The organism is Microbacterium sp. NPDC008134, assembly GCF_042957055.1.
Classification (GTDB): Bacteria; Actinomycetota; Actinomycetes; order Actinomycetales; family Microbacteriaceae; genus Microbacterium.
In genome coordinates, this window is record NZ_JBIBHO010000001.1 from 785,744 (window position 1) to 809,929 (window position 24,186).

Below are 24,186 nucleotides of genomic sequence, written 5' to 3' on the forward strand. Positions count from 1 at the left end.
AGGCTGGACGGATGCCGTCGCCGTTCGATCAGTCCACCTACCAGGTCCGCCTCGACTGGGGCCTCGCCGGCCTCGAGCGGCTCGCCGAATCGGACGTGGTCGTGATCGTCGACGTGCTGCATTTCTCCACGAGACTGGCGGATGCCGTCGCCGACGGTGCCACGATCGAGCTGCCCGAGGCGGCCACCTGGTCGCCGGACCCCGTGGCCCCGGCCCTCGCCGTGACCTCGGCCGCGGGAGGGGCGACGGTGCTGGTCGGCGGCATCCGCAATGCCACCGCCGTCGCGCGCACCGTGCAGGCGATCCAGGAAGAGCGGCAGGCGCGGACCTCCGTCGCGCTGATCGCGGCGGGGGAGCGGGACGGCTCGAACGACGTGCGCTTCGCGGTCGAAGACCACCTCGCCGCGGGAGCGATCATCGCGGCGCTCACCGACCTCGGCATCGATCACACCGCGCCCGACGCGGCGGTCGCGGCCGAGGGCTTCCGAGCCCTGCGCCGCGCGCTCGGGCACCTGATCTCGGCGAGCGGTTCGGCCCGAGACAGCGCAGATGCCGAGGCGGTCGCCGCAGCATCCCGTCTCGACGCCGTCTCGGCGGTGCCCGTGTTCCGCGACCGGGTGTTCACGGCCTTCGGCTGAGTCAGCGGGGCGGCACGCCCGGGCGCAGCGCCCTCGGCGCGGAGCACGAGCGTAGGGTCGGGGCATGAGGTTCCTCCCCGCAGTCATCGTCGACGCCGTGCTGGTTCTGATCTTCGCCGTGATCGGCCGCGCCTCGCACGACGAGAGCCCCGCCGGTTTCCTGATCACGGCGTGGCCCTTCCTGGTCGCGCTGATCGTCGGCCACGTGCTCGCCGCGCTGCTGCCCGGGCGTCCGCGCCGCCCGTGGTCGGTGCTGTGGGGTGTGGTGGTCTGGGTCGTGACCGTCGCCGGCGGCATGCTGCTGCGCGTGGCGACGGGAGACACCGCTCAGCTCGCGTTCATCATCGTCGCGACGCTGACCCTCGGGGTTCTGCTGGTCGGATGGCGGGCGGTCACGGCGCTGGTGCGTCGTGGCCGGGCGTCGCGCTCGGTGATGGCCGGCCCGGGGGGTGAGGGCGAGGATCCTGTCGACCGGGATGCCATCGCCCCGGAGGAGCCGAGCGACGACCCGCGCGCTCTCTAGCGCGGATCGGCCTAGCGCGGCGCCTGAGCGGCGAGCTTCACATCGGCCGTGATCTCGCGGCGTGTCCACGCGAAGAGGTACCGCTGGTCGAAGGTGCGCGAGCACTGGGCGCACGAGGTGGCCCGGGTCGGCCGGCGATGCCGGAAAGTCTCGTGCCCGGCCGGGCAGCGCCCGATCCAAGGGGCGAGCTCGACGGCGGTCTCGCCGCGGTGCGTGGTGCCGCCGACGTAGCCGAGGTCTCGCGCGACGCGCTTCCACGCCGGGCCGTGGGCGGCGGCGTGCCCGGCGAGAGCGTGAGCGACCTCATGGAGGAGCACCTGGTGGATCTCGTCGTCGTCGAAGCGCGCCGCGAGATAGCGCGAGACGGTGATGCGCTTCTTCGTGTAGTCGCACTGCCCGGCACGTCGCTTGGCATGGTCGAAGCCGAACGACCAGGAGTCGTCGAGGTACATCGTCAGGAGCGCCTCGCCCCAGATGCGCACACGGTCAAGATCCGCCATGCGCTCAGGCTAAGCCATGCCACCGACACCGGGGCGAACGGCGGGTGTACGGGGTCAGCCGGCGACGAGCTGCGTCGGGCGGCGGCGCTCCGCCGCCTCGATCGCCAGCAGCGTCACCTCGAGCTCGCGATCGGCCGCCCCGGCCTCGCGGCGCAGGAAGAGCGACTGCTTGAAGCTGTCGCGAGCGGTGTCGAAGTCCTCGGCGTCGAAGGCGTTCTTGCCGCGGTGCTGATGAGCGAAGGCGGCGATCGTGATCCAGCCCTGCCCCTCCGCCTCCTCGGCGCACGCGGCGAGCTCCTGCTCGGCGGCGGCGTGCGCACCCCGGAACTGCTGCACCGTCGCGCGCAGCACGCGGGCGCGCAACACGTCCTTCCGCGTGCCCGCCATGCGGGCCTGTCGCACCGTCGTCTCCGCGAGGGCGAGCGCCTCGTCGAGGCGTCCCAGCACTTTCAGCAGCCACACGCGCTCCAGCAGAGCGGGAAGGCTGCGCTGGCCCTCGATCTCTTCGAGCCGTGCCGCGCACTCGTCGATGTCGACCAACTCGCGGAGGTTCTCCCGGTCGTATCCCCGGATGAAACTCATTGCTCTCCTTCCGCAGCGTCCCCGTCCAGTCTGCATGCCGTTCGCGCGGTCCTCGGGTCGGCGCGCCCACGCGCCCGCATCCCGGATGCGGATCAGCGCAGGAAGAGCGAGGCGTCCGGGCGGGGGGAGGCGACGGCATCCGCGTCGGTCACGATGAGCGCACCCTGGACGAACGTCTTCACCTCGGCTCCCTGCGCGATCTTCGCCGGATGCGGACCCGCGGCGAGCAGGCGCGGCAGCCACTCGGTGGGCAGGGGAGAGGCGGATGCCGCGACCACGAGGTTGCCGAACCGGCGCCCCTTGAGCACCTGCGTGTCGGCGAGCACCGCGACCTCGGGGAGCACCGTGGCGACGGTCGCGACCTGCCGGCGCGCGAACGCGAGACCGGGGCCGTCGGCGACGTTGATGAGCAGCACTCCTCCGGGGGAGAGCAGCTGCGAGACCTCGCCGTAGAACTCGACGCTGGTGAGGTGCGCGGGCGTCTGCGCGCCGGAGTAGACGTCCGACACGACGAGGTCGCACGCGCCGGTGAGAGCAGCGGGGAGTTTCTGCACGCCCTCGCGCGCGTCCCCGATGCGGATGCGGATCGACGCGCCCTTCGGGAGGGGGAGGTGTTCGCGCACGAGTGCCGCGAGCGGCGCCTCCCACTCGATCACCTGTTGCCGGGAGCCCGGGCGGGTGGCGTCGATGTAGCGCGGCACGGTCAGCGCTCCCGCACCGAGGTGCACGGCGGTGAGCGGGCCCGCGGGCAGTTGGTCGATCACGGCGCCCATGCGCACGATGTACTCGAAGTGCAGGTGCGTCGGGTCGTCGAGGTCGACGTGCGACTGCGGGGTGCCGTCGACGATGAGCTCGAAACCGCTCGTGAACTCCGAGGGGGCGATGCTGGCGACGCCACCGTGATCGAGCTTCGCCTGCGGATGCTCGGTGTCGCGTGCACGCATCCGTCCCATGTCTGCGAGCCTACGCGCTCGTGCCGTGCCGGTCAGCGCTGGCGGCCGTTGGAGCAGGTCTCCTGTTCGGCGGTCTGGCCCGAGATGCTCGGGTCGAGCGTGGCGCGAGGGGCCGGGGTCGCGGTCGCCGGAGCATCCGTCGAGGGAGTGGTGCCCTGGTCGGTCCCGGTTCCCGGATCGACGAGCTCGACGCCCTCGTTGTTCGTGGCGTCCCCGGTGAGCTGCACGGGCTGCCCTGCCGCGAGCGCCGCCCAGAGCGTCTCGGCGGCGTCGTAGTTCGGGACCACACGGTTGCTGTTGTCGGGATCCTCGAACACGGGGTACTGCACGAACACGAAGTCGCTGAACGGCACGTCCTTGATCGAGAGGGCGAGCTGCGCGATGCGCACGGGGTTGCCGAGCTCGGTGCTGGGGTTGATGTTGTCGGCGACGGTGTTGGCGAGGGAGAGCACCTTCCCGGGATCGCTGAGCACCTCGTCGCTGAGGATCTTCTTCACCAGGCGCGACATGTACTGCTGCTGGTTCGACACCCGTGCCATGTCGCTGCCGTCGCCGACGCCGTACCGGGTGCGGATGAACTGGAGCGCTTCGTATCCCGAGACGGTACGGGGGCCGGGCGCCCAGTAGTCGATGCCGGTCTGCTCGTCGCTGATGCCGTCGCCGCCGATGCAGACCTCGACGCCGCCGACGGCATCCGTGACCGCCATGACGCCGTCGAAATCGATTTGCGCGGCGAACGGGATCTCGACGCCGCTGAGGTCGGTGAGGGTCTTGGCGACGCACGAGAGGCCGGCGTTCTGGTAGATCGAGTTGATCTGGGTCTTGCTGGTCGCCGAGGCGATCGAGCCGTCCTCGCGCGTGCACTCGGGGGTCTCGATCATGAGGTCGCGCGGCAGGGAGACCACCGTGACGTTGCGGGGCTCGGCAGACACGTGCACGAGCAGGTTGACGTCGTTGAGCACTCCGCCGTCCGCTTCGGAGCAGCGCTCGCCGAGGAGTCCGCTCGAGACCTCGCCGCACTCGTCGGTGCCGACGAGCAGCACGCTGAACTCTCCCGGGAAGGCGCTGATCGACGGGGGCTCGACCTCCGGAGCGCCCTCGAGGGCGACGGCATCCGCATTGAAGCGGTTGATGTAATCGACGACGACGAAGGCGCCGACGGCGATCGCCGACACCAGGATGACGCCGAGGCTGATCCCCGCGATCTTGAGGAAGCCCTTCATCGGCCCCGGGGTGGGGAGGGGAGCATGGCGGGCGACGGTGGATCGGTCCTTGTGGCGGGAGCGAGGCATCCCGAGAGCATAGTCAGACCCTCGGCAGGATGCCTGGGAAAGCAGTCACGGAAACAATTGTCACAAGCATGTGACGATCGTGTGAAAAACTTGCCGGGAATTAGTTAGTCGTGGATACTTATTCGACAGGACGAGCACCCACTCGTCATCCCCAGGACGTTTCAAAGAGGAGATCCACTGATGCACAAGCGCATTCTTCCGGTCGTGGCGCTCGGCGCCGTGGCTTCGCTCGCGCTGGCCGGCTGTGCCGGCGGCGACAACGGCGGAGCAGCAGACGGAGAGGGCCAGGAGCTCACCGTCTGGATCATGAAGGGCACCAACCCGGATTCCACCGCTTTCTACGACAAGGTCTCCGCGGCCTTCGAAGAGGAGACCGGAGCGACGGTCAACATCGAGGAGATCCAGTGGGCTGACGCGCACGATCGCTTCGTCACCTCGATCGCCGGCGGCACGACCCCCGACATCGCCGAGACCGGCACCACCTGGACCGCCGAGTTCGCCGACGCCGGCGCCCTCCTCCCGCTCGACGAGTACGTCGACGCCGAGGACGGCCTGCGCGACGACCTGGTCGAGGGCCTCGAGGTCGCGGGCACCTACGACGAGGAGCTCTACGGCATGCCGTGGTATGCCGGCGTTCGTTCGCTCGTCTACCGCGCCGACGTGTTCGAGGAGCTCGGTCTCGAGGCTCCGAAGACGTGGGACGACATCATCGCCGCGGGCGACGCCATCAAGGCCGCCAAGCCCGACATGCTCCCGTTCCCGGTCCCCGGTGACGCCGAGTTCCAGGTCTACCCCTGGGTCTGGGGCGCGGGCGGGGAGATCGCCACGAAGGACGGCGACACCTGGACCAGCGAGCTCGACAGCACCGAGTCGCAGGCCGGCATCGAGTTCTACACCGGTCTCGCCACCGAGCACGGCTTCTCCTCCGCAGGTGCCACCACCTGGAAGGAGACCGACCTCCGTGACGCGTTCACGCAGGGCAACGTCGCCATGATGCTCTCGGGCTCGTGGACGCCGAAGTCGCTCATCGAGGCGAACCCCGACCTCGAGGGCAAGATCGGCGCGGCGGTCATCCCCGGCGAAGACGGCGGCATCGCCCCGTCCGTGCTCGGTGGATCGCACCTCTCGGTCTTCAACACCACCAAGAACGCCGACCTCGCGTGGGAGTTCGTCAAGCTCATGACCACCGGCGAGTTCGCCGAGCAGTGGTCGAACGAGACCGGCTACTTCCCGGGCGTCCAGTCCGCGATGGAGGAGGCCCTCGCCTCGACCGACCCGCTCGTCGCACCGTTCGCCGAGCAGATGGTCGACGGCGGAGCATCCGTCCCGGTCACCCCGAACTTCGGCGCCGTCCAGGCGAAGAAGACGACCAACTCCATGATCCAGGCCATCCTCAGCGGGCAGAAGGACGTCGCGACCGCGACGAAGGATGCCGCCGCTGAGATGACGGACCTGCTCAACCAGTAAGGAAGCATCCCTTCCATGTCGATGGTGCAAGCGCCACTGCCGGCCACGAAGGCGGAGTCCCCCTCCGCCTCCGTGGCCGGCGGCCGGAAGCGTCGCGGTCTCTCGATCGTCACGGCCCGCCCCTGGCTCCTTCTCGCGCCCGGGCTGATCATCCTCGGGGTGCTCATGCTCTGGCCGCTCGTCCAGGTGTTCATCTACTCGCTGCAGGACTACGGTCTGCGCGAGATCAACACCGGGGAGAGCAATTGGATCGGCTTCGACAACTACGTCGAGGCGCTCACCAACCCGACCCTGTGGACGGTGGTCCTGCCCAACACCGTCGGGTTCGCCGCGGTGGCGGTCTTCGCCACCGTGGCGGTCGGCACGCTCGTCGCCCTGCTGCTCGCGCGGCTCGGCACCACGTGGCGCGTCATCGTCTCGAGCTGCATCATGGTCGCCTGGGCGATGCCCGCGGTGACCGGCACCTACGTCTGGACCTTCATCTTCGATGCCGACCGCGGCATCTTCAACGCGGTCCTCAAGGACCTCGGCCTCATGGATGCGTCGGTCAACTGGTTCACGAACCAGTGGTCGTTCTACGCGATCGTCTTGCTGAACGTCGTGCACCACGGCTTCCCGTTCGTCGCGATCACCGTGCTCGCCGGGCTCCTGGGCGTCTCGAAGGAGATGCTCGAGGCCGCAGCCCTCGACGGCGCCGGCGCCTGGCGCCGGTTCTGGAAGATCATCTTCCCGACCCTCAAGCCCGTCTTCTCGGTCGTGATCATCCTGTCGACGATCTGGGACTTCAAGGTCTTCGCGCAGGTCTACCTGATGCCCGGCGGTGGCGGCGGTAACCGCCAGGTGCTCAACCTCGGCGTCTGGTCGTACGTCGAGTCCTTCGGCCAGAACCGCTACGGCTTCGGTGCGGCCCTCGCCGTGCTGCTGACCCTCGTGCTGATCGGCATCACGATCGTGTACATCCGATCCCTCATGAAGGAGGACGAGCTGTGAACCCGCGCGAATCCCTCCGCTCCCGCATCGGTATCGGGATCGCCGTCGCGGCCGTCCTGATCTTCACGCTGTTCCCCGTCTACTGGATGGTCTCCAGCGCCTTCGACAAGAAGGCGTCGTCCGGTGGGCAGTCGCTCCTGCCGCAGGAGTTCACCTTCGACAACTTCGCGTTCGTGCTCACCGAGGGCGGCTTCGGCACGTTCCTCCGCAACTCCGCGATCGTGGCCCTCGTGACGGTGCTCGTCAGCGCCCTGGTGTGCCTGCTCGCCGCCGTCGCGGTCGCCCGCTTCAAGTTCAAGTTCCGCACGACGATCCTCATGATGATCCTCGTCGTGCAGATGGTGCCGCTCGAGGCGCTCGTCATCCCGCTGTTCCTGCAGGTCAAGACCCTGGGCCTGCTCAACAGCATCCTCGGCCTGATGGTCGTGTACGTCGCACTGTCGCTCGCCTTCGGCATCTGGATGCTGCGCGGATTCGTCGCGGCCGTCCCCGTCGAGCTCGAAGAAGCGGCGTACATCGACGGTGCGAGCTGGTGGCGCATGTTCCGCTCGATCCTGCTGCCGCTGGTCATGCCTGGTCTCGTCGCGACGAGCATCTTCAGCTTCATCACGGCGTGGAACGAGTTCATCTTCGCGATGACGATCCTCGGCGCCGAGACCGACCAGTACACGGTCTCGATCGGCCTCAAGTCGTTCTTCGGTCTGTTCGCGAACGATTGGGGCAGCATCATGGCGGCTTCGACGATCATCACCCTCCCGGTCATGGTCTTCTTCGTGATCGTGCAGCGCCGACTGGCGTCGGGCATGGTGGCGGGAGCCGTGAAGGGATGACCGACGACCTCGAGCGCCTCGCGAACGGCGTGCTCTGGCCGGGCTTCTTCGGCACCGAGGCGCCCGCGTGGCTGACCTCCGAGTTGCGCGACGGCCTCGCCGGTGTCGTGTACTTCGGGCAGAACGTGGGCGAGGGGCTCCCGGCACTGAGCGCCGAGATCCTCGCCGCGAACCCGGACGCGCTGATCGGCGTCGACGAGGAGGGCGGCAGCGTCACCCGCCTCGAGTCGGCCACCGGTTCGACGCTCCCCGGTGCCGCGCAGCTCGGCACGCTCGACGACCTCGTCGCGACGGAGCGCACGGGCGCCGAGCTCGCCCGTCGCGTGCGCGCGGTCGGCGCGAACGTCGTGCTGGGACCCGTCGCCGACGTCAACACCGACCCCCGCAACCCCGTGATCGGCGTGCGGGCATTCGGCTCGGAGGAGCCGCTCGTCACCCGCCACGTGATCGCCGCGGTCGACGGCATCCAGGACGGCGCGGTCGCCGCCTGCATCAAGCACTTCCCGGGTCACGGCGACACGCACCTCGACTCGCACCACGCGCTGCCCGAGATCACGCTCGACATCGACGAGTACGAGCGGGTGCACCTCGCGCCGTTCCGTGCCGCGGTCGAGGCGGGCGTCGACAGCATCATGACCGCCCACATCGTCGTTCCGGCGTGGGGCGACCAGCCCGCCACCCTCAATCCGCGCGTGCTCGGCATGTTGCGCGACTGGGGATTCGAGGGCGTCATCATCACGGATGCTCTCGACATGGCCGCGATCCGCGAGACCGTCGGGATCGGCGGGGGAGCGGCTCAGGCCCTCGCCGCCGGTGCCGACCTGCTCTGCATCGGCAACCCGACGAACCCCGGCGACGACGCCCTGCCCGACCAGGACGAGCGCGACTTCCGCGCCGCGCGCGACGGCATCGTCGCGGCGCTCCGCGACGGGTCGCTCTCGCGTGCCCGTGTCGAGGAGGCCGCCGCCCGGGTGTCGGCGCTCGCGCGCAAGCTCCGTGCGGCCGCGGACGCGGTGACGGAGGACGCCGACGAGTTCGATGCGACCGACGTCGTGCGCCGTGCGATCAGCGTCGTCGGAGACGCGCCGGCCGCAGCATCCGTCCTCTCGATCGTCGACGCGCGGCGTCGGTCGACGCTGGCCGTCGACAGCGCTTCGGCGTACGTCTCGTCGACGCTCGCCGACGACGGACGCCGGGTGCGTCTCGACGTCGCGCACACCTCGGTGGAGGAGCAGGACCGGGTGCTCGACGACGCGGTGGCGACGGAGGGCACGACCGTGCTGCTCATCGACCGTCCCGACACGGATGCCGCGCAGCGCGCGCTCGTGGAGCGCGCCGCCGTGCGCGACCCCGGTGCGGTCGTCGTGAATGTGGGCCTCGCCGCACGCACGGCGCTCCCGCTACCGACGATCGAGGTCGGAGCCGCCAGCAGGCTGGGCGCGCGGATGGCACGAGAGCGGTTGGTCGGCGCTGCCGGCTGAGACGAGTGCGCACGATGGACGACGACGTTCTCGCGCTGGTCCGCCGCTCGGTCCCCAAGCTGAGCGCGGCGGAGACGCGGGTGGCCGAGCGCATCCTCGACGACCCGATGCTGGTCGTTGAACTCGCCATCACCGATCTCGCCGAGCTGTGCAGCACGTCGCTGTCGACCGTCGCGCGTTTCGCGCAGTCGCTGGGTTTCAGCGGGTACCGCGAACTGCGGGTGGCGGTCGCGCGATCGGTGACGCTGGCCCAGGCGCAGCAGGCGCGGTTCGGGCTGGATTCGACCACGATCTCGGCGGACGACGGCCCGGCGACGATCGCCGCGAAACTCGCGGCGCAGCAGATCGACGCGATCGAGAAGACCGCGCACGGGCTCGATGCGGCGACCCTCGACCGGGTGGCGCGGGCGATCGTCGACGCCCGCCACATCGACCTCTTCGGACAGGCGGCGTCCTCTCTCGCCGCGCAGGATCTGCAGCTGAAACTGTCGCGCATCGGCAGCGCCGTCTCGCACTCCGCCGACCCGCATCTCGCGCTCACCGCGGCCTCGCTGCGCACCTCCGACGACGTCGCGGTCGCGTTCTCGCACAGCGGGGAGACGGTCGAGACGCTGCGTGCGCTGGAGGTGGCGCGGGATGCCGGTGCGCTCACCGTTGCGGTGACCGGCGTCGCGGATTCCTCGCTCGCGCGGACCGCCGAACTGGTGCTCCTCACGCACGCCTACGAGTCGCCGTTCCGTATGGCGGCGATGTCGAGTCGCATCGCGCAGCTGGCCCTCGTCGACGTGCTCTTCGTGCGCGTCGTGCAACACCGGGGAGAGCCCGTGGCGATCCCTCTGCGCCTCACGCACGACGCCGCGGTGCACCACCGCCGCTGAAATCCACTTCTGAGACCGGGGCCCGGGGACCGCGATACCGGATCGCAACACTCTCGTAACGCCAGATGCTTGGCATACCAACATGCACTGAGTAGCGTCGAGGGAATCACCATGCGGGCGACGATGCCCGCATGCGCAGCGAAACGCCCCACAGGGAAGGTTCACACATGCACCAGTCACCACTTCGACGACGCGGTCTCGTCGCCATCACGGGGGCGACGATCGCCGCCCTGGCCCTCGCGGGTTGTGTCGCGAGCGAGCGAGGCGACAACGATTCGGAAGGTTCCGGCGACGTCGACGGAACCTTCGTCTTCGCCGCATCGTCCGACCCGGCCAGCCTCGACCCCGCGTTCGCGCAGGACGGCGAGAGCTTCCGGGTCTCCCGTCAGATCTTCGAGGGACTCGTCGGCACCGAGCCGGGAACGGCCGACCCCGCGCCGCTCCTCGCCGAGAGCTGGGAGTCGTCGGAGGACGGCATGAGCCACACCTTCACTCTCAAGGAGGACGTGACCTTCCAGGACGGAACCCCGTTCAACGCCGAAGCCGTGTGCGTCAACTTCGACCGTTGGTACAACTGGACCGGCCTCGCCGCGTCCGAAGCCTTCGGCTACTACTACAACAAGCTCTTCAAGGGCTACGCCGACACCGCGGCGGATGCCGTCTACAAGTCGTGCACGCCCGACGGCGACTACTCGGTCACGATCGACCTGAACAAGCCCTTCGCCGGTTTCGTGGCCTCGCTGTCGCTGCCGTCTTTCGCGATGCAGAGCCCCTCGGCCATGCAGGAGTTCGGCGCCGACGAGGTCGGCGGATCCGCCGAGGCCCCGCAGCTCTCGGAGTACGCGATGGGTCACCCGGTCGGTACCGGCCCCTACCAGTTCGAGGAGTGGGCTCCGGGCGAGCAGGTCACGCTCAAGGCCTACGACGGCTACTGGGGCGACGCCGGACAGATCGACGAGATCATCTTCCGCACGATCGACGACCCCACCGCTCGCCGCCAGGCGCTGGAGTCCGGCTCGATCGACGGCTACGACCTCGTCGGCCCGGCCGACACCCAGGCGCTCGAGGACGACGGCTTCACCATGGTGTCGCGTCCGCCGTTCACGATCCTCTACCTGGCGTTCAACCAGGCGATCCCCGAGCTGCAGGACCCGAAGGTCCGCGAGGCGCTCTCGTACGCGGTCGACAAGGACGCGCTGATCAGCCAGGTGCTCCCCGAGGGAACCGAGAAGGCCATCGAGTTCGTGCCCGAGGTCGTCAACGGATACAACCCCGACGTCACCACCTACGACTACGACCCCGAGAAGGCCAAGGCGCTGCTCGCCGAAGCCGGCTACGACGAGGCCAACCCGCTGAAGCTCACCTTCAACTACCCGGTCAACGTCTCGCGTCCCTACATGCCGGACCCCGAGCAGATCTTCACCGTGCTGTCGTCGCAGCTCACCGAGGTCGGCGTCGAGACCACCCCGGTCTCGGAGGAGTGGGTCGAGTACCTCGACCGCACGACCGGCACGTCCGACCACGGCATCCACCTGCTCGGGTGGACCGGTGACTACAACGACACCGACAACTTCGTCGGCGTCTTCTTCGGCCAGCAGAGCTCCGAGTGGGGCTTCGACAACCCCGAACTGTTCCAGAAGCTGACCGAGGCGCGCGGCGTCTCGAACCTCGAGGACCAGACGGCGCTGTACGAAGAGATCAACGAGATGGTCGCGCAGTTCATCCCCGGTGTTCCGCTCGCGCACCCGGCGCCCACGCTGGCGTTCGACCCGCGCGTCAAGAGCTACCCGGCCAGCCCGGTGAACGACGAGGTCTTCACGGACATCGTCCTCACCAAGTAGGCCCGACCGGCGCTGCACCCTTCGTCTCGTCGCTCCGCTCCTCGCTCAGGGACCGAACCTCCCGGTCCCTGAGCGAGCGGAGCGAGACGAAGGGTGCGCGCCCGATCTACGGAGATCTCTGTGCTGCGCACCATCGGCGGGCGACTGCTGTTCCTCATCCCCACTCTGATCGGCCTCAGCATCCTGCTGTTCGCCTGGGTCAGAGCCCTCCCCGGCGGCCCGGCCGTCGCGCTTCTCGGTGAGAAGGCGACCCCCGAGGCCATCGAGAGGGTCAACGAACTCTACGGATTCAACAAACCGCTCATCGAGCAGTACTTCGTCTGGGTGACCAGACTGCTGCAGGGCGACTTCGGTACCTCGATCCAGACCAACCGTCCGGTCGTCGAGGAGTTCTTCCGCCGCTTCCCGGCCACGATCGAGTTGAGTGTCGTCGCGCTCATCTTCGCGGTGGGCGTCGGCATCCCGCTGGGCTACTGGGCGGCTCGCCGTCACGGCAAGTTCAGCGACCACGCCTCGGTCGTGCTGAGCCTCATCGGCATCACGATCCCGGTGTTCTTCCTCGCGTTCATCCTCAAATACGTCTTCGCGGTGCAGCTCGGATGGCTGCCCTCCGACGGGCGGCAGAATCCGAGGATCGATGCCACCCATCCCACGGGCTTCTACGTGTGGGACGGCATCATCACCGGCGAGTTCGACGCCGCGTGGGACGCGATCCTGCACCTGATCCTCCCGGCGCTGGCGTTGGGAACGATCCCGCTCGCGATCATCGTGCGCATCACGCGCGCGAGCGTGCTCGAGGTGCAGAACGCCGACTACGTGCGTACCGGGCGGGCCAAGGGCGTCGGAACGTCGACGCTGCGCAGCCGTTTCATCCTGCGCAACGCCATGCTCCCCGTCATCACGACGATCGGACTGCAGACCGGCCTTCTCATCTCGGGGGCGGTGCTCACCGAAACGGTGTTCGCCTTCCCGGGGATCGGATCGTTCCTGGCCAGGGCGATCTTCACCCGAGATTTCCCGGTGCTGCAGGGCTTCATCATCTTCATCGCGATCGCCTATGCGCTGATCAACCTCGCGGTGGACGTCTCTTACAGCTTCATCGACCCGAGAGTGAGGGTCCAATGACGACCATCACCGGCATCCGGAAGGGGGCGATGTCATGAGCGTCGCACTCCCACCCGCCCAGGGCGGCGGCGTCATCGACACCGTCGCGATCGCCCAGGCCGGCATCAAGGAAGGACCCGGCGGGTTCTGGCGCGACGTCTTCCGGCGTCTGCGCCGCAACCCCACGGCATGGATCGGCGTGATCATCGTGCTGCTCTTCCTGCTCGTGGCGGGCCTCGCCCCGCTGCTCGCCCCCTACCCCGAGACCGCTCTCCCGGGCGCGAAGTTCATCACCCCGACCTACATCCCGGGACCGGGGGAGCTGCCGCAGTTCCCGCTCGGCCTCGACCGGTTCGGCGGCGACGTGCTCTCGAAGCTCATCTGGGGCGCCAGGGCCTCGCTGCTCGTGGGTGTCGTCTCGACCGCGATGGGACTCATCGGCGGCATGCTGCTCGGCCTCATCGCCGGCACCTTCGGCGGCTGGGTCGACACCGTGATCATGCGCTTCGTCGACATCATCCTCTCGGTGCCGAACCTGCTGCTCGCCGTCTCGATCGCGGCGATCCTCGGTCAGACGCCGTTCGCGGTGATGATCGCGATCGGGGCCTCGCAGGTGCCGATCTTCGCGCGCCTGCTGCGCGCGTCGATGCTGCAGCAGCGGTCGAGCGACTACGTGCTCTCGGCGCAGACCCTCGGTCTCGGTCGGGGCCGCATCACCATGTCGCACGTGCTGCCGAACGCGATCGGCCCGGTCATCGTGCAGGGCACGCTGACGCTCGCGACCGCCGTGATCGATGCCGCGGCGCTGTCGTTCCTCGGTCTCGGCGGCGGTCGCCCCGAGACGGCCGAGTGGGGGCGCATGCTCACCTACGCACAGGCCGAGCTATCGATCGCGCCGTGGCTGGCGTTCCTGCCCGGCATCTGCATCGCGGTCACCGCGCTCGGCTTCACGCTGTTCGGTGAAGCGCTGCGCGAGGCCATGGACCCGAGGACACGTGCCCGATGAACGCCCAGGAGAACACGATGAACGACACTCCGCTGCTCTCGGTCGAGGGACTCGCGGTCGACTTCACCACCATGGACGGCGTCGTGCACGCGGTCGAGGGTGTCGACCTCGAGATCTCGGCCGGGGAGACGGTCGCGATCGTCGGCGAGTCCGGCTCGGGCAAGTCGACGACGGCGATGGCCATCATCGGCCTGCTCGCGGGAGGGGGCAGGGTCGCCAGCGGCAGCATCCGCCTCGACGGGCGCGACATCGCGCACGCCGGTGAGAACGAGCTGCGCACGATCCGCGGACGCGACATCGGTCTGGTTCCGCAGGATCCGATGTCGAACCTCAACCCCGTCGCGAAGGTCGGCACCCAGGTCGCCGAGACCCTGCTCGCGCACGGACTCGCCACCCGGCAGAACGTGCAGGAGAAGGTCGTCGAGGCTCTCACGGCCGCGGGCCTCCCCGACCCCGAGAAACGTGCGAAGCAGTACCCGCACGAGTTCTCGGGCGGCATGCGTCAGCGCGCGCTGATCGCGATCGGACTCGCCTGCAAGCCCCGTCTGCTGATCGCCGACGAACCGACCAGTGCGCTCGACGTCACGGTGCAGCGCACGATCCTCGACCAGATCGGGGCGATGACGCGCGAGCTCGGCACTGCGGTGCTGCTCATCACGCACGACCTCGGTCTCGCCGCCGAGCGGGCGGAGCGGGTCGTGGTGATGCACCGCGGCAAGGTCGTCGAGCAGGGGCCCGCTCGCCAGATCCTCGAGGACCCGCAGCATCCGTACACCCAGTCGCTCGTGAAGGCCGCCCCGTCGGTGGCGGCGGCGCGTCTGCGGCCGGAGGCCTTCCAGGTCGAGGAACGAGCGGATGCCGGGGCCGACGCTTCCGTCGACCCGGCGGACTCTGCGCCCGGGGCCGACAACATCGTCGAGATCGAGGGCCTCACCAAGGTGTACCCGGTGCGCGGGCGCGGCGAGGACTTCGTCGCCGTGAACGACGTGTCGCTCGCGATCCCGCGCGGCGAGACGGTCGCGATCGTGGGGGAGTCCGGGTCGGGCAAGACGACGACGGCGCGGATGCTGTTGAAGCTGATCGAGCCCACCAGCGGTCTGATCCGGTTCGAGGGCAAGGACGTCGCCTCGCTCACCCGTGCCGAGACGCGCGACTTCCGCCAGCGCGTGCAACCGATCTTCCAGGACCCGTACTCCAGCCTGAATCCGATGTTCACGATCGAACGACTGATCGCCGAGCCCCTCGATTTCTACCGGCGGGGGAGCGGGGCGGAGCGCCGGGCGCGCGTGCGCCAGCTGCTCGACGACGTGGCGCTGCCGCAGTCGATGCTCGGGCGCTATCCGTCGGAGCTGTCGGGCGGTCAGCGCCAGCGCGTCGCGATCGCGCGGGCGCTCGCACTCTCACCCGACCTCATCGTGTGCGACGAGCCGGTCTCGGCCCTCGACGTGCTCGTGCAGGATCAGATCCTCACGCTGCTCGGCGATCTGCAGAGCGAGTACGGGCTCAGTTACCTCTTCATCTCGCACGACCTCGCCGTGGTTCGGTTGATCAGCGACTACGTGTGCGTCATGAAGGACGGCGCTCTGGTCGAGGCCGCATCGTCGGAGGAGATCTTCACGAACCCGCGCGACCCGTACACGCGCCGCCTGCTCGCGTCGATTCCCGGGAACGAGCTCGACATCGCGTCGTGAGGGGTGGGCGGCGGTTCTCCACAGAGAACCGTCGCCCGACCTTCGATGTCATAGGCAATCGCTAGCATGTCTCGCATGCGCACGCCTCTTCGTTCCGCCGCCCTGCTCGTCGTCGCCGCCCTCACGCTCACCGGGTGCTCGACGCTGATCCCGACCGTGGAGGAGTCGGGTGGCTCGTCGTCGCGGAGCGGGGCCGAGTCCTCGACCGAGGAGTCGACGGCGGGAGAGCTCGATGCCGCGCCCGCGACGGGAACGACGATCTCCGGCGACGGGTACACCTTCGTCGTCCCGGCCGGATGGGACGACCCGCAGCAGGAGCTCCCCGGGTTCGATCCCGACAGCTTCGCCGCGAATCTCCAGGACACCGACGGTTTCGCCGACAACGTCAACGTGCTCAAGACTCCGCTCGGCGTCGTGACGCCCGACCAGGTCGAGACCATGGGCCTGTCGGAGCTCGAGGCCGCCGGCGCGACGGACATCGTCGTGCACGATCGCGTCTCGATCGCCGGTGCCGAGTCGGCGCACATCTCGGCGGCCATGTCGAGCGGCTCCATCACGTACTCGGTCGACCAGTACTACGTCAGCAGCGCGGACCAGACGTACATCGTCACCTTCTCCTTCAGTGACACCGTGCCGGCGACCGAGCGCCAGCAGATCGCCGAGTCGGTCCTCGTCACCTGGACGTGGGTGTAACGTCGGCAGCAGACCCACGAGCGGATGCTTTTACCGCAGCATCCGAAATTGGTCAAGGATTCCGCTTGCCATGTCGCAGATTCGTGTCTATAGTTAGTAGTTGCGCTCGCTTCTCCATGCCCTCATATGGTGGTCGGCATTTCGTTGAGCTTCTGAGCGCACACTCCACCTGACGACAAAGGAATCGAGAAGCCCTGCGGGGCTCACGGAGGTTATTCCCTTGGCTGCTGCTCGCAACGCATCCACATCCACCACCACCAAGAACGGACGCGGAGCTTCCCGCCTCTCGTTCGCCAAGATCTCCGACACGCTGACGGTCCCCGACCTTCTCGCCCTCCAGACCGAGTCCTTCGGCTGGCTCGTCGGCAACGACGACTGGAAGGCCCGTGTGGCCGAGGCCAAGAAGGCCGGTCGCACCGACGTCAACGAGGTCAGCGGTCTCGGCGAGATCTTCGAGGAGATCTCCCCGATCGAGGACCTCGGCGAGACGATGCAGCTCTCGTTCACGAACCCGTACCTCGAGCCCGAGAAGTACTCGATCGAGGAGTGCAAGGAGCGTGGCAAGACCTACGCCGCTCCGCTGTACGTCGAGGCCGAGTTCATGAACCACCTCACGGGTGAGATCAAGACGCAGACGGTCTTCATGGGCGACTTCCCGCTCCAGACCGGCAAGGGCACGTTCATCATCAACGGCTCCGAGCGCGTCGTCGTGTCGCAGCTCGTGCGTTCGCCCGGTGTCTACTTCGACAAGACCCCCGACAAGACGTCCGACAAGGACATCGTCTCGGCGCGCGTGATCCCGAGCCGTGGTGCATGGCTCGAGTTCGAGATCGACAAGCGCGACCAGGTCGGCGTTCGCATCGACCGCAAGCGCAAGCAGTCGGTGACCGTCTTCCTCAAGGCTCTCGGCATGACGAGCGAGGAGATCCTGGCGGAGTTCGCCGGCTTCACCTCCATCGAGGAGACGCTCGCGAAGGACACCATCGTCACGAAGGAAGATGCGCTCCGCGACATCTACCGCAAGCTGCGTCCGGGCGAGCAGGTGGCCGCCGAGGCCGCGCGTGCGCTCCTCGACAACTTCTACTTCAACCCGAAGCGTTACGACCTGGCCAAGGTCGGTCGGTACAAGATCAACCACAAGCTCGGTCTCGACGCCCCGCTGACGGACTCCGTCCTCACGGTCGAAGACATCGTCGCGACGATCAAGTACCTCGTGCGCATCCACGCGGGCACCGAGACCTTCGAGGGCATCCGCGGTGGCAAGAAGTCCGAGATCCGTCTCGCGACCGACGACATCGACAACTTCGGCAACCGTCGCATCCGCGCGGTCGGCGAGCTGATCCAGAACCAGGTCCGCACCGGTCTGTCGCGCATGGAGCGCGTCGTCCGCGAGCGCATGACCACGCAGGACATCGAGGCGATCACGCCGCAGACCCTGATCAACGTGCGCCCCGTCGTCGCCGCGATCAAGGAGTTCTTCGGAACGTCGCAGCTGTCGCAGTTCATGGACCAGAACAACCCGCTCGCGGGTCTGACCAACAAGCGCCGTCTCTCGGCGCTCGGCCCCGGCGGGCTCTCGCGTGACCGTGCCGGCGTCGAGGTCCGTGACGTCCACCCGTCGCACTACGGCCGCATGTGCCCGATCGAGACCCCGGAAGGCCCGAACATCGGTCTGATCGGTGCTCTCGCGACCTTCGCGCGCATCAACTCGTTCGGTTTCATCGAGACCCCGTACCGCAAGGTCGAGGGCGGCGTCGTCACCGAGCAGATCGACTACCTCACGGCTTCCGAAGAGGTCGACTTCAACATCGCGCAGGCCAACGCCCCGCTCGATGCCAAGGGTCGCTTCCGCGAGAGCCACGTCCTCGCGCGCCCCAAGGGCGGTAGCGGTGAGGTCGACCTCTTCCTGCCGGAGGAGATCGGCTACATCGACGTCTCGCCGCGCCAGATGGTGTCGGTCGCGACCTCGCTCGTTCCGTTCCTCGAGCACGACGACGCGCAGCGCGCCCTCATGGGTGCCAACATGCAGCGTCAGGCCGTGCCGCTGCTGCGCAGCGACTCGCCGCTCGTCGGAACCGGTATGGAGGGCTACACGGCCATCGACGCCGGTGACGTGATCACTGCTGAGAAGGCCGGTGTCGTCTCCGAGGTCTCCGCCGACCGCGTCGTCGTCATGCTCGACGAGGGCGGCACGCAGGAGTACCACCTGCGCAAGTTCGACCGCTCCAACCAGGGCACGTCCTACAACCAGAAGGTCGTCGTCACCGCCGGTGAGCGCATCGAGGTCGGAGAGGTCATCGCCGATGGCCCCGCCACCGAGAACGGCGAGCTGGCCCTCGGAAAGAACCTCCTCGTCGCGTTCATGACGTGGGAGGGCTACAACTTCGAGGACGCGATCATCCTGAGCCAGGACCTGGTGAAGGACGACACCCTCTCCTCGATCCACATTGAGGAGTACGAGGTCGACGCGCGCGACACCAAGCTCGGCAAGGAGGAGATCACCCGTGATCTCCCCAACGTCAGCCCGGAGCTGCTCAAGGACCTCGACGAGCGCGGCATCATCCGCATCGGTGCCGAGGTCCGCCCCGGCGACATCCTCGTCGGCAAGGTCACGCCGAAGGGTGAGACCGAGCTGTCGGCCGAGGAACGTCTGCTCCGCGCGATCTTCAACGAGAAGAGCCGCGAGGTCCGCGACACGTCGCTGAAGGTTCCCCACGGTGAGCAGGGCACGATCATCGCCGTCAAGGAGTTCAACGCCGAGGACGGCGACGACGAGCTGGGCTCGGGCGTCAACCGCCGCGTCGTGGTCTACATCGCCCAGAAGCGCAAGATCACCGAGGGGGACAAGCTCGCCGGCCGTCACGGCAACAAGGGCGTCATCGCGAAGATCCTCCCGATCGAGGACATGCCGTTCCTCGCGGACGGAACCCCGGTCGACATCGTCCTCAACCCGCTCGGTATCCCGGGTCGAATGAACTTCGGCCAGGTGCTGGAGACCCACCTCGGGTGGATCGCCAAGCAGGGCTGGAAGGTCGAGGGCACCCCGGAGTGGGCCGCTCGTCTGCCGGAGCAGGCTTTTGAGGCCGCTCCCGGCACGAAGGTCGCGACCCCGGTGTTCGACGGTGCGTCGGAGGAGGAGATCTCCGGTCTCCTCGACTCGACGACCCCGACCCGCGACGGCGTTCGCCTGATCGACTCCACCGGAAAGACGCAGCTGTTCGACGGCCGCTCCGGTGAGCCGTTCCCGGCGCCGATCTCGGTGGGCTACATGTACATCCTGAAGCTGCACCACCTGGTCGACGACAAGATCCACGCGCGCTCGACGGGTCCGTACTCGATGATCACCCAGCAGCCGCTCGGTGGTAAGGCGCAGTTCGGTGGACAGCGCTTCGGTGAGATGGAGGTGTGGGCCCTCGAGGCCTACGGCGCCGCGTACGCCCTCCAGGAGCTCCTCACGATCAAGTCCGACGACATCCTCGGCCGCGTCAAGGTCTACGAGGCGATCGTCAAGGGCGAGAACATCCAGGAGCCCGGCATCCCCGAGTCGTTCAAGGTGCTCATGAAGGAGATGCAGTCGCTCTGCCTGAACGTCGAGGTGCTCTCGGCCGACGGCACGCTGGTCAACCTCCGTGACACCGACGACGAGGCGTTCCGCGCCGCGGAAGAGCTCGGTATCAACATCTCCAGCCGCTTCGAGGCCGCCTCGATCGACGAGATCTAACCCTTCGACAGGCTCAGGAACCCCTGGGTGGCTGAGCCTGTCGAAGCCCAGACTTCTCAAAAAGAATTTCCGACACAGGAGAACTAGTGCTCGAGTCCACAACTTTCGATGAGCTTCGCATCGGCCTGGCGACCGCAGACCACATCCGCGCGTGGTCCTACGGCGAGGTCAAGAAGCCCGAAACCATCAACTACCGCACCCTGAAGCCCGAGAAGGACGGCCTCTTCGGAGAGCAGATCTTCGGACCGTCCCGCGACTGGGAGTGCGCCTGCGGCAAGTACAAGCGCGTCCGCTTCAAGGGCATCGTCTGCGAGCGCTGCGGCGTGGAGGTCACCAAGAGCTCCGTCCGTCGTGAGCGCATGGGTCACATCGAGCTCGCCGCTCCCGTCACCCACATCTGGTACTTCAAGGGTGTTCCCTCGCGTCTGGGCTACCTGCTCGACATGGCGCCGAAGGACCTCGAGAAGGTCATCTACTTCGCCGCGTACATGGTCATCTCGGTCGACGAGGATGCTCGTCACCGCGACCTCGGCACGCAGGAGAACAACGTCCGTCTCGAGCTGAAGACGCTCGGCGACCGCCGCGACTCCAAGATCGCCGAGCGCCTCGCTCGTCTCGAGGAGGAGCTCGCCGCTCTCGAGGCCGAGGGTGCCAAGGCCGACGCCAAGAAGAAGATCAAGGACGCCGCCGAGAAGGAGATGTCGCTCATCCGCAAGGGTGCCGACGAGGCGATCGCCAAGCTCGAGCGCGTGTGGGAGGACTTCCGCACGCTCGAGGTCGGTGCCCTGCGTCCGGAGGACGACGTCTTCCACGAGCTGCAGGACCGCTTCGGTCAGTACTTCGAGGCCTACATGGGTGCCGAGTCGATCCAGCGTCGTCTGGCGTCATTCGACCTCCAGGCCGAGGCCGAGAACCTGCACCTGCAGATCGCCGAGGGCAAGGGCCAGCGCAAGATCCGTGCGATCAAGCGCCTCAAGGTCGTCAACTCGTTCCTCGAGACCGGCATGAGCCCGGCCGCGATGGTCCTCGACGTCGTCCCGGTCATCCCGCCGGAGCTGCGTCCGATGGTGCAGCTCGACGGTGGCCGCTTCGCGACCTCCGACCTGAACGACCTGTACCGCCGCGTGATCAACCGCAACAACCGTCTTCGTCGTCTGATCGACCTCGGCGCCCCCGAGATCATCGTCAACAACGAGAAGCGCATGCTGCAGGAGGCCGTCGACGCCCTGTTCGACAACGGTCGCCGTGGTCGTCCCGTCACCGGTACCGGTAACCGCGCCCTCAAGTCCCTCAGTGACATGCTGAAGGGTAAGCAGGGTCGTTTCCGTCAGAACCTGCTCGGAAAGCGCGTCGACTACTCGGGCCGTTCGGTCATCATCGTCGGACCGCAGCTGCAGCTTCACCAGTGCGGTCTGCCCAAGCAGATGGCTCTGGAGCTCTTCAAGCCGTTCGTGATCAAGCGCCTGATCGACCTCGGTCACTCGCAGAACATCAAGGCCGCCAAGCGCGCCGTCGAGCGCACCCGTCCCGAGGTCTGGGACGTGCTCGAGGAGATCATCCGCGAGCGTCCGGTGCTGCTCAACCGTGCACCCACCCTGCACCGTCTCGGCATCCAGGCGTTCGAGCCTCAGCTCGTCGAGGGCAAGGCCATCCAGCTGCACCCGCTCGTCTGCGCGGCGTTCAACGCCGACTTCGACGGTGACCAGATGGCCGTGCACCTGCCGCTGTCGGTCGAGGCTCAGGCCGAGGCCCGCGTGCTGATGCTCGCGTCGAACAACATCCTGAAGCCGTCCGACGGCCGCCCGGTCACCCTGCCCTCGCAGGACATGATCATCGGTCTGCACCACCTGACCACGGTCAAGGAGGGCGCAGCCGGTGAGGGCCGTGCATTCGGTTCGGTCGGCGAGGCGATCCTGGCGAAGGACGAGGGCTCCCTCGACCTGCAGGCCAAGATCCGCATCCGCATCCCGGGTCTCACGTTCCTCGAGGGCGAAGCTCCCGAGGGCTACGAGAAGCACGGACTCGTCGATGCCTCGCTGGGCCAGGCGATCTTCAACGACACGCTGCCGAAGGGCTACCCCTTCGTGCGCGAGCAGGCCGACAAGGGCAAGCTGTCGCAGATCGTCAACAAGCTGGCCGAGGAGTACCCGAAGGTCGAGACGGCTGCGTCGCTGGACCGCATCAAGGACGCCGGTTTCTACTGGGCCACGCGCTCGGGTGTGACCGTCGCCCTGAGCGACATCCTGACCCCGCCGAACAAGGCCGAGATCGTCGCGGGCTACGAGAAGCAGGCCGCGAAGGTTCAGTCCCAGTACGAGAAGGGCCTCACGACCGACGCCGAGCGTCGTCAGGAGCTCATCAAGATCTGGACCGAGGCGACCGACGAGGTGCAGGCCGCGATGAAGGCGCACTTCCCCGAGGACAACACCATCAACCGCATGGTGTCGTCGGGTGCTCGTGGTAACTGGCTGCAGATCCGCAACATCGCGGGTATGCGTGGTCTGGTGAACAACCCCAAGGGTGAGATCATCCCGCGTCCGATCATCTCCTCGTACCGCGAGGGTCTGTCGGTGGCGGAGTACTTCATCGCGACGCACGGTACCCGTAAGGGTCTCGCCGACACCGCTCTGCGTACCGCCGACTCGGGTTACCTGACCCGTCGTCTGGTGGACGTCTCGCAGGACGTCATCATCCGCGAAGAGGACTGCGGCACGTCGAAGGGCCTCGAGCTCCCGATCGCCGCTCCGAACTCGCAGGGTGAGCTCGTGCGCGACGCGAACGTCGAGAACTCGGTGTTCGCTCGTACGCTGGCCGCTGGTGTCGTCGACAGCAAGGGCGAGGTCCTCGCCGACGCCGGCGACGACGTGGGCGACGTGCTCATCGACAAGCTGGTCGCTGCCGGTGTCGAGACCATCAAGGTCCGCTCGGTCCTGACCTGCGACTCCGCCGTCGGTGTCTGCGCGCAGTGCTACGGCCGTTCGCTCGCGACGGGTAAGACCGTCGACATCGGCGAGGCCGTCGGCATCATCGCGGCCCAGTCGATCGGTGAGCCCGGTACCCAGCTGACGATGCGTACCTTCCACACCGGTGGTTCGGCGTCGGCCGATGACATCACGCAGGGTCTTCCCCGTGTGCAGGAGCTCTTCGAGGCCCGTACCCCCAAGGGTGCGTCGCCGATCGCCGAGGCCGATGGTCGCATCACGATCGACGAGACGGACAAGGCCAAGAAGGTCATCCTCACGCCCGACAACGGCGACGAGCCGGTCATCTACCCGGTGCTGAAGCGTGCGACGCTTCTCGTCGAGGACGGCCAGCACGTCACGGTCGGTCAGCCCCTGCAGGTCGGCACGCTCGACCCCAAGGAGGTCATGCGTGTCATGGGTGCCCGCGAGGTGCAGAAGTACCTCGTCGGCGGCGTCCAGGGCGTCTACCGCTCGCAGGGTGTGCCGATCCACGACAAGCACATCGAGGTCATCGTCCGCCAGATGCTCCGCAAGGTCACCGTCGTCGATCACGCCGACACGACCCTGCTGCCGGGTGAGATGGTCGACCTCAAGCGCTACCAGCAGATCAACCGTGAGGCCGTGGCCGAGGGCAAGCGCCCCGCGTCGGGTCGTTCGGAGCTGATGGGTATCACGAAGGCGTCGCTCGCGACGGAGTCGTGGCTGTCGGCCGCCTCCTTCCAGGAGACGACCCGCGTGCTCACCGAGGCTGCGATGCAGGGCAAGCGCGACCCGCTGGTCGGTCTCAAGGAGAACGTCATCATCGGAAAGCTCATCCCCGCCGGAACCGGTCTCTCGAAGTACCGCGACGTCACGGTCGAGGCCACGGAAGAGGCCAAGAGCGAGCGCTACCCGAACCGGATCTTCGCATCCGACGGTGCGTACGCCGACGGTGACTTCGGTTACGTCGACTTCGACGCGTTCTCGACGGACGACATCACGCCCGGTACCTACAACTGAGCGTGAGTGAGTGAACGATGGCCCCGGGGTTCTC

General features: G+C 67.7%; 18 protein-coding genes. 14 read left to right on the forward strand and 4 right to left on the reverse strand.

Annotated elements, in window-relative coordinates; genetic code table 11:
- The first annotated feature begins 11 nt into the window (after nt 1-11).
- Nucleotides 12-638 (forward strand): 2-phosphosulfolactate phosphatase, encoded by a 627-nt coding sequence (locus ACFY9N_RS03650; RefSeq protein WP_391476905.1) that lies wholly within the window; start codon nt 12-14, stop codon nt 636-638.
- A gap of 64 nt (nt 639-702) precedes the next feature.
- Nucleotides 703-1,161, forward strand: coding sequence for a DUF3054 domain-containing protein (locus ACFY9N_RS03655; protein ID WP_391476906.1), 459 nt, complete (start codon nt 703-705; stop codon nt 1,159-1,161).
- 11 nt (nt 1,162-1,172) lie between these two features.
- Here ACFY9N_RS03655 and ACFY9N_RS03660 read toward each other — a convergent pair whose 3' ends face one another.
- The 4 genes from ACFY9N_RS03660 to ACFY9N_RS03675 form a co-directional block, all read right to left on the reverse strand.
- Nucleotides 1,173-1,661 (reverse strand): SprT-like domain-containing protein, encoded by a 489-nt coding sequence (locus tag ACFY9N_RS03660; RefSeq protein ID WP_391476907.1) that lies wholly within the window; start codon nt 1,659-1,661, stop codon nt 1,173-1,175.
- 54 nt (nt 1,662-1,715) lie between these two features.
- On the reverse strand, nt 1,716-2,243 hold the full coding sequence (locus ACFY9N_RS03665) for a hypothetical protein (protein WP_391476908.1): 528 nt from the start codon (nt 2,241-2,243) through the stop codon (nt 1,716-1,718).
- 92 nt (nt 2,244-2,335) lie between these two features.
- Nucleotides 2,336-3,196, reverse strand: coding sequence for a spermidine synthase (locus ACFY9N_RS03670; RefSeq protein WP_391476909.1), 861 nt, complete (start codon nt 3,194-3,196; stop codon nt 2,336-2,338).
- A 32-nt stretch (nt 3,197-3,228) separates the two neighbouring features.
- A complete protein-coding gene (locus ACFY9N_RS03675) occupies nt 3,229-4,488 on the reverse strand; it encodes an LCP family protein (RefSeq protein WP_391476910.1) in 1,260 nt (419 codons plus the stop codon).
- Between the two features lie 180 nt (nt 4,489-4,668).
- Between ACFY9N_RS03675 and ACFY9N_RS03680 the strand changes: the two genes are divergently transcribed.
- The 12 genes from ACFY9N_RS03680 to rpoC all read left to right on the forward strand — a co-directional run bounded on the left by ACFY9N_RS03680 (nt 4,669) and on the right by rpoC (nt 24,152).
- Nucleotides 4,669-5,955, forward strand: coding sequence for a sugar ABC transporter substrate-binding protein (locus ACFY9N_RS03680; RefSeq protein WP_391476911.1), 1,287 nt, complete (start codon nt 4,669-4,671; stop codon nt 5,953-5,955).
- Between the two features lie 15 nt (nt 5,956-5,970).
- A complete protein-coding gene (locus ACFY9N_RS03685; RefSeq protein ID WP_391476912.1) occupies nt 5,971-6,945 on the forward strand; it encodes a carbohydrate ABC transporter permease in 975 nt (324 codons plus the stop codon).
- Nucleotides 6,942-7,775: a carbohydrate ABC transporter permease gene (locus ACFY9N_RS03690; RefSeq protein WP_391476913.1), complete on the forward strand. Its 834-nt coding sequence runs from the start codon at nt 6,942-6,944 to the stop codon at nt 7,773-7,775. The genes ACFY9N_RS03685 and ACFY9N_RS03690 overlap by 4 nt, the downstream gene beginning before the upstream one ends.
- Complete coding sequence (locus ACFY9N_RS03695) at nt 7,772-9,256, forward strand: glycoside hydrolase family 3 N-terminal domain-containing protein (protein WP_391476914.1); 1,485 nt, start codon at nt 7,772-7,774, stop codon at nt 9,254-9,256. The genes ACFY9N_RS03690 and ACFY9N_RS03695 overlap by 4 nt, the downstream gene beginning before the upstream one ends.
- A 14-nt stretch (nt 9,257-9,270) precedes the next feature.
- A complete protein-coding gene (locus tag ACFY9N_RS03700; RefSeq protein ID WP_391476915.1) occupies nt 9,271-10,134 on the forward strand; it encodes a MurR/RpiR family transcriptional regulator in 864 nt (287 codons plus the stop codon).
- 167 nt (nt 10,135-10,301) lie between these two features.
- Nucleotides 10,302-11,975: an ABC transporter substrate-binding protein gene (locus tag ACFY9N_RS03705; protein WP_391476916.1), complete on the forward strand. Its 1,674-nt coding sequence runs from the start codon at nt 10,302-10,304 to the stop codon at nt 11,973-11,975.
- 120 nt (nt 11,976-12,095) lie between these two features.
- Complete coding sequence (locus ACFY9N_RS03710; RefSeq protein WP_391476917.1) at nt 12,096-13,100, forward strand: ABC transporter permease; 1,005 nt, start codon at nt 12,096-12,098, stop codon at nt 13,098-13,100.
- A 34-nt stretch (nt 13,101-13,134) separates the two neighbouring features.
- On the forward strand, nt 13,135-14,085 hold the full coding sequence (locus ACFY9N_RS03715; protein WP_391476918.1) for an ABC transporter permease: 951 nt from the start codon (nt 13,135-13,137) through the stop codon (nt 14,083-14,085).
- Between the two features lie 17 nt (nt 14,086-14,102).
- Entirely contained in the window at nt 14,103-15,776 is a 1,674-nt protein-coding gene (locus ACFY9N_RS03720; protein ID WP_391476919.1) for an ABC transporter ATP-binding protein, read from the forward strand.
- 75 nt (nt 15,777-15,851) lie between these two features.
- Nucleotides 15,852-16,469, forward strand: coding sequence for a hypothetical protein (locus tag ACFY9N_RS03725; protein WP_391476920.1), 618 nt, complete (start codon nt 15,852-15,854; stop codon nt 16,467-16,469).
- A gap of 220 nt (nt 16,470-16,689) precedes the next feature.
- Nucleotides 16,690-20,190 (forward strand): DNA-directed RNA polymerase subunit beta, encoded by a 3,501-nt coding sequence (locus tag ACFY9N_RS03730; protein ID WP_391476921.1) that lies wholly within the window; start codon nt 16,690-16,692, stop codon nt 20,188-20,190.
- A gap of 86 nt (nt 20,191-20,276) precedes the next feature.
- Nucleotides 20,277-24,152: a DNA-directed RNA polymerase subunit beta' gene (rpoC, locus tag ACFY9N_RS03735; RefSeq protein WP_391476922.1), complete on the forward strand. Its 3,876-nt coding sequence runs from the start codon at nt 20,277-20,279 to the stop codon at nt 24,150-24,152.
- The last annotated feature ends 34 nt before the right edge of the window (nt 24,153-24,186 follow it).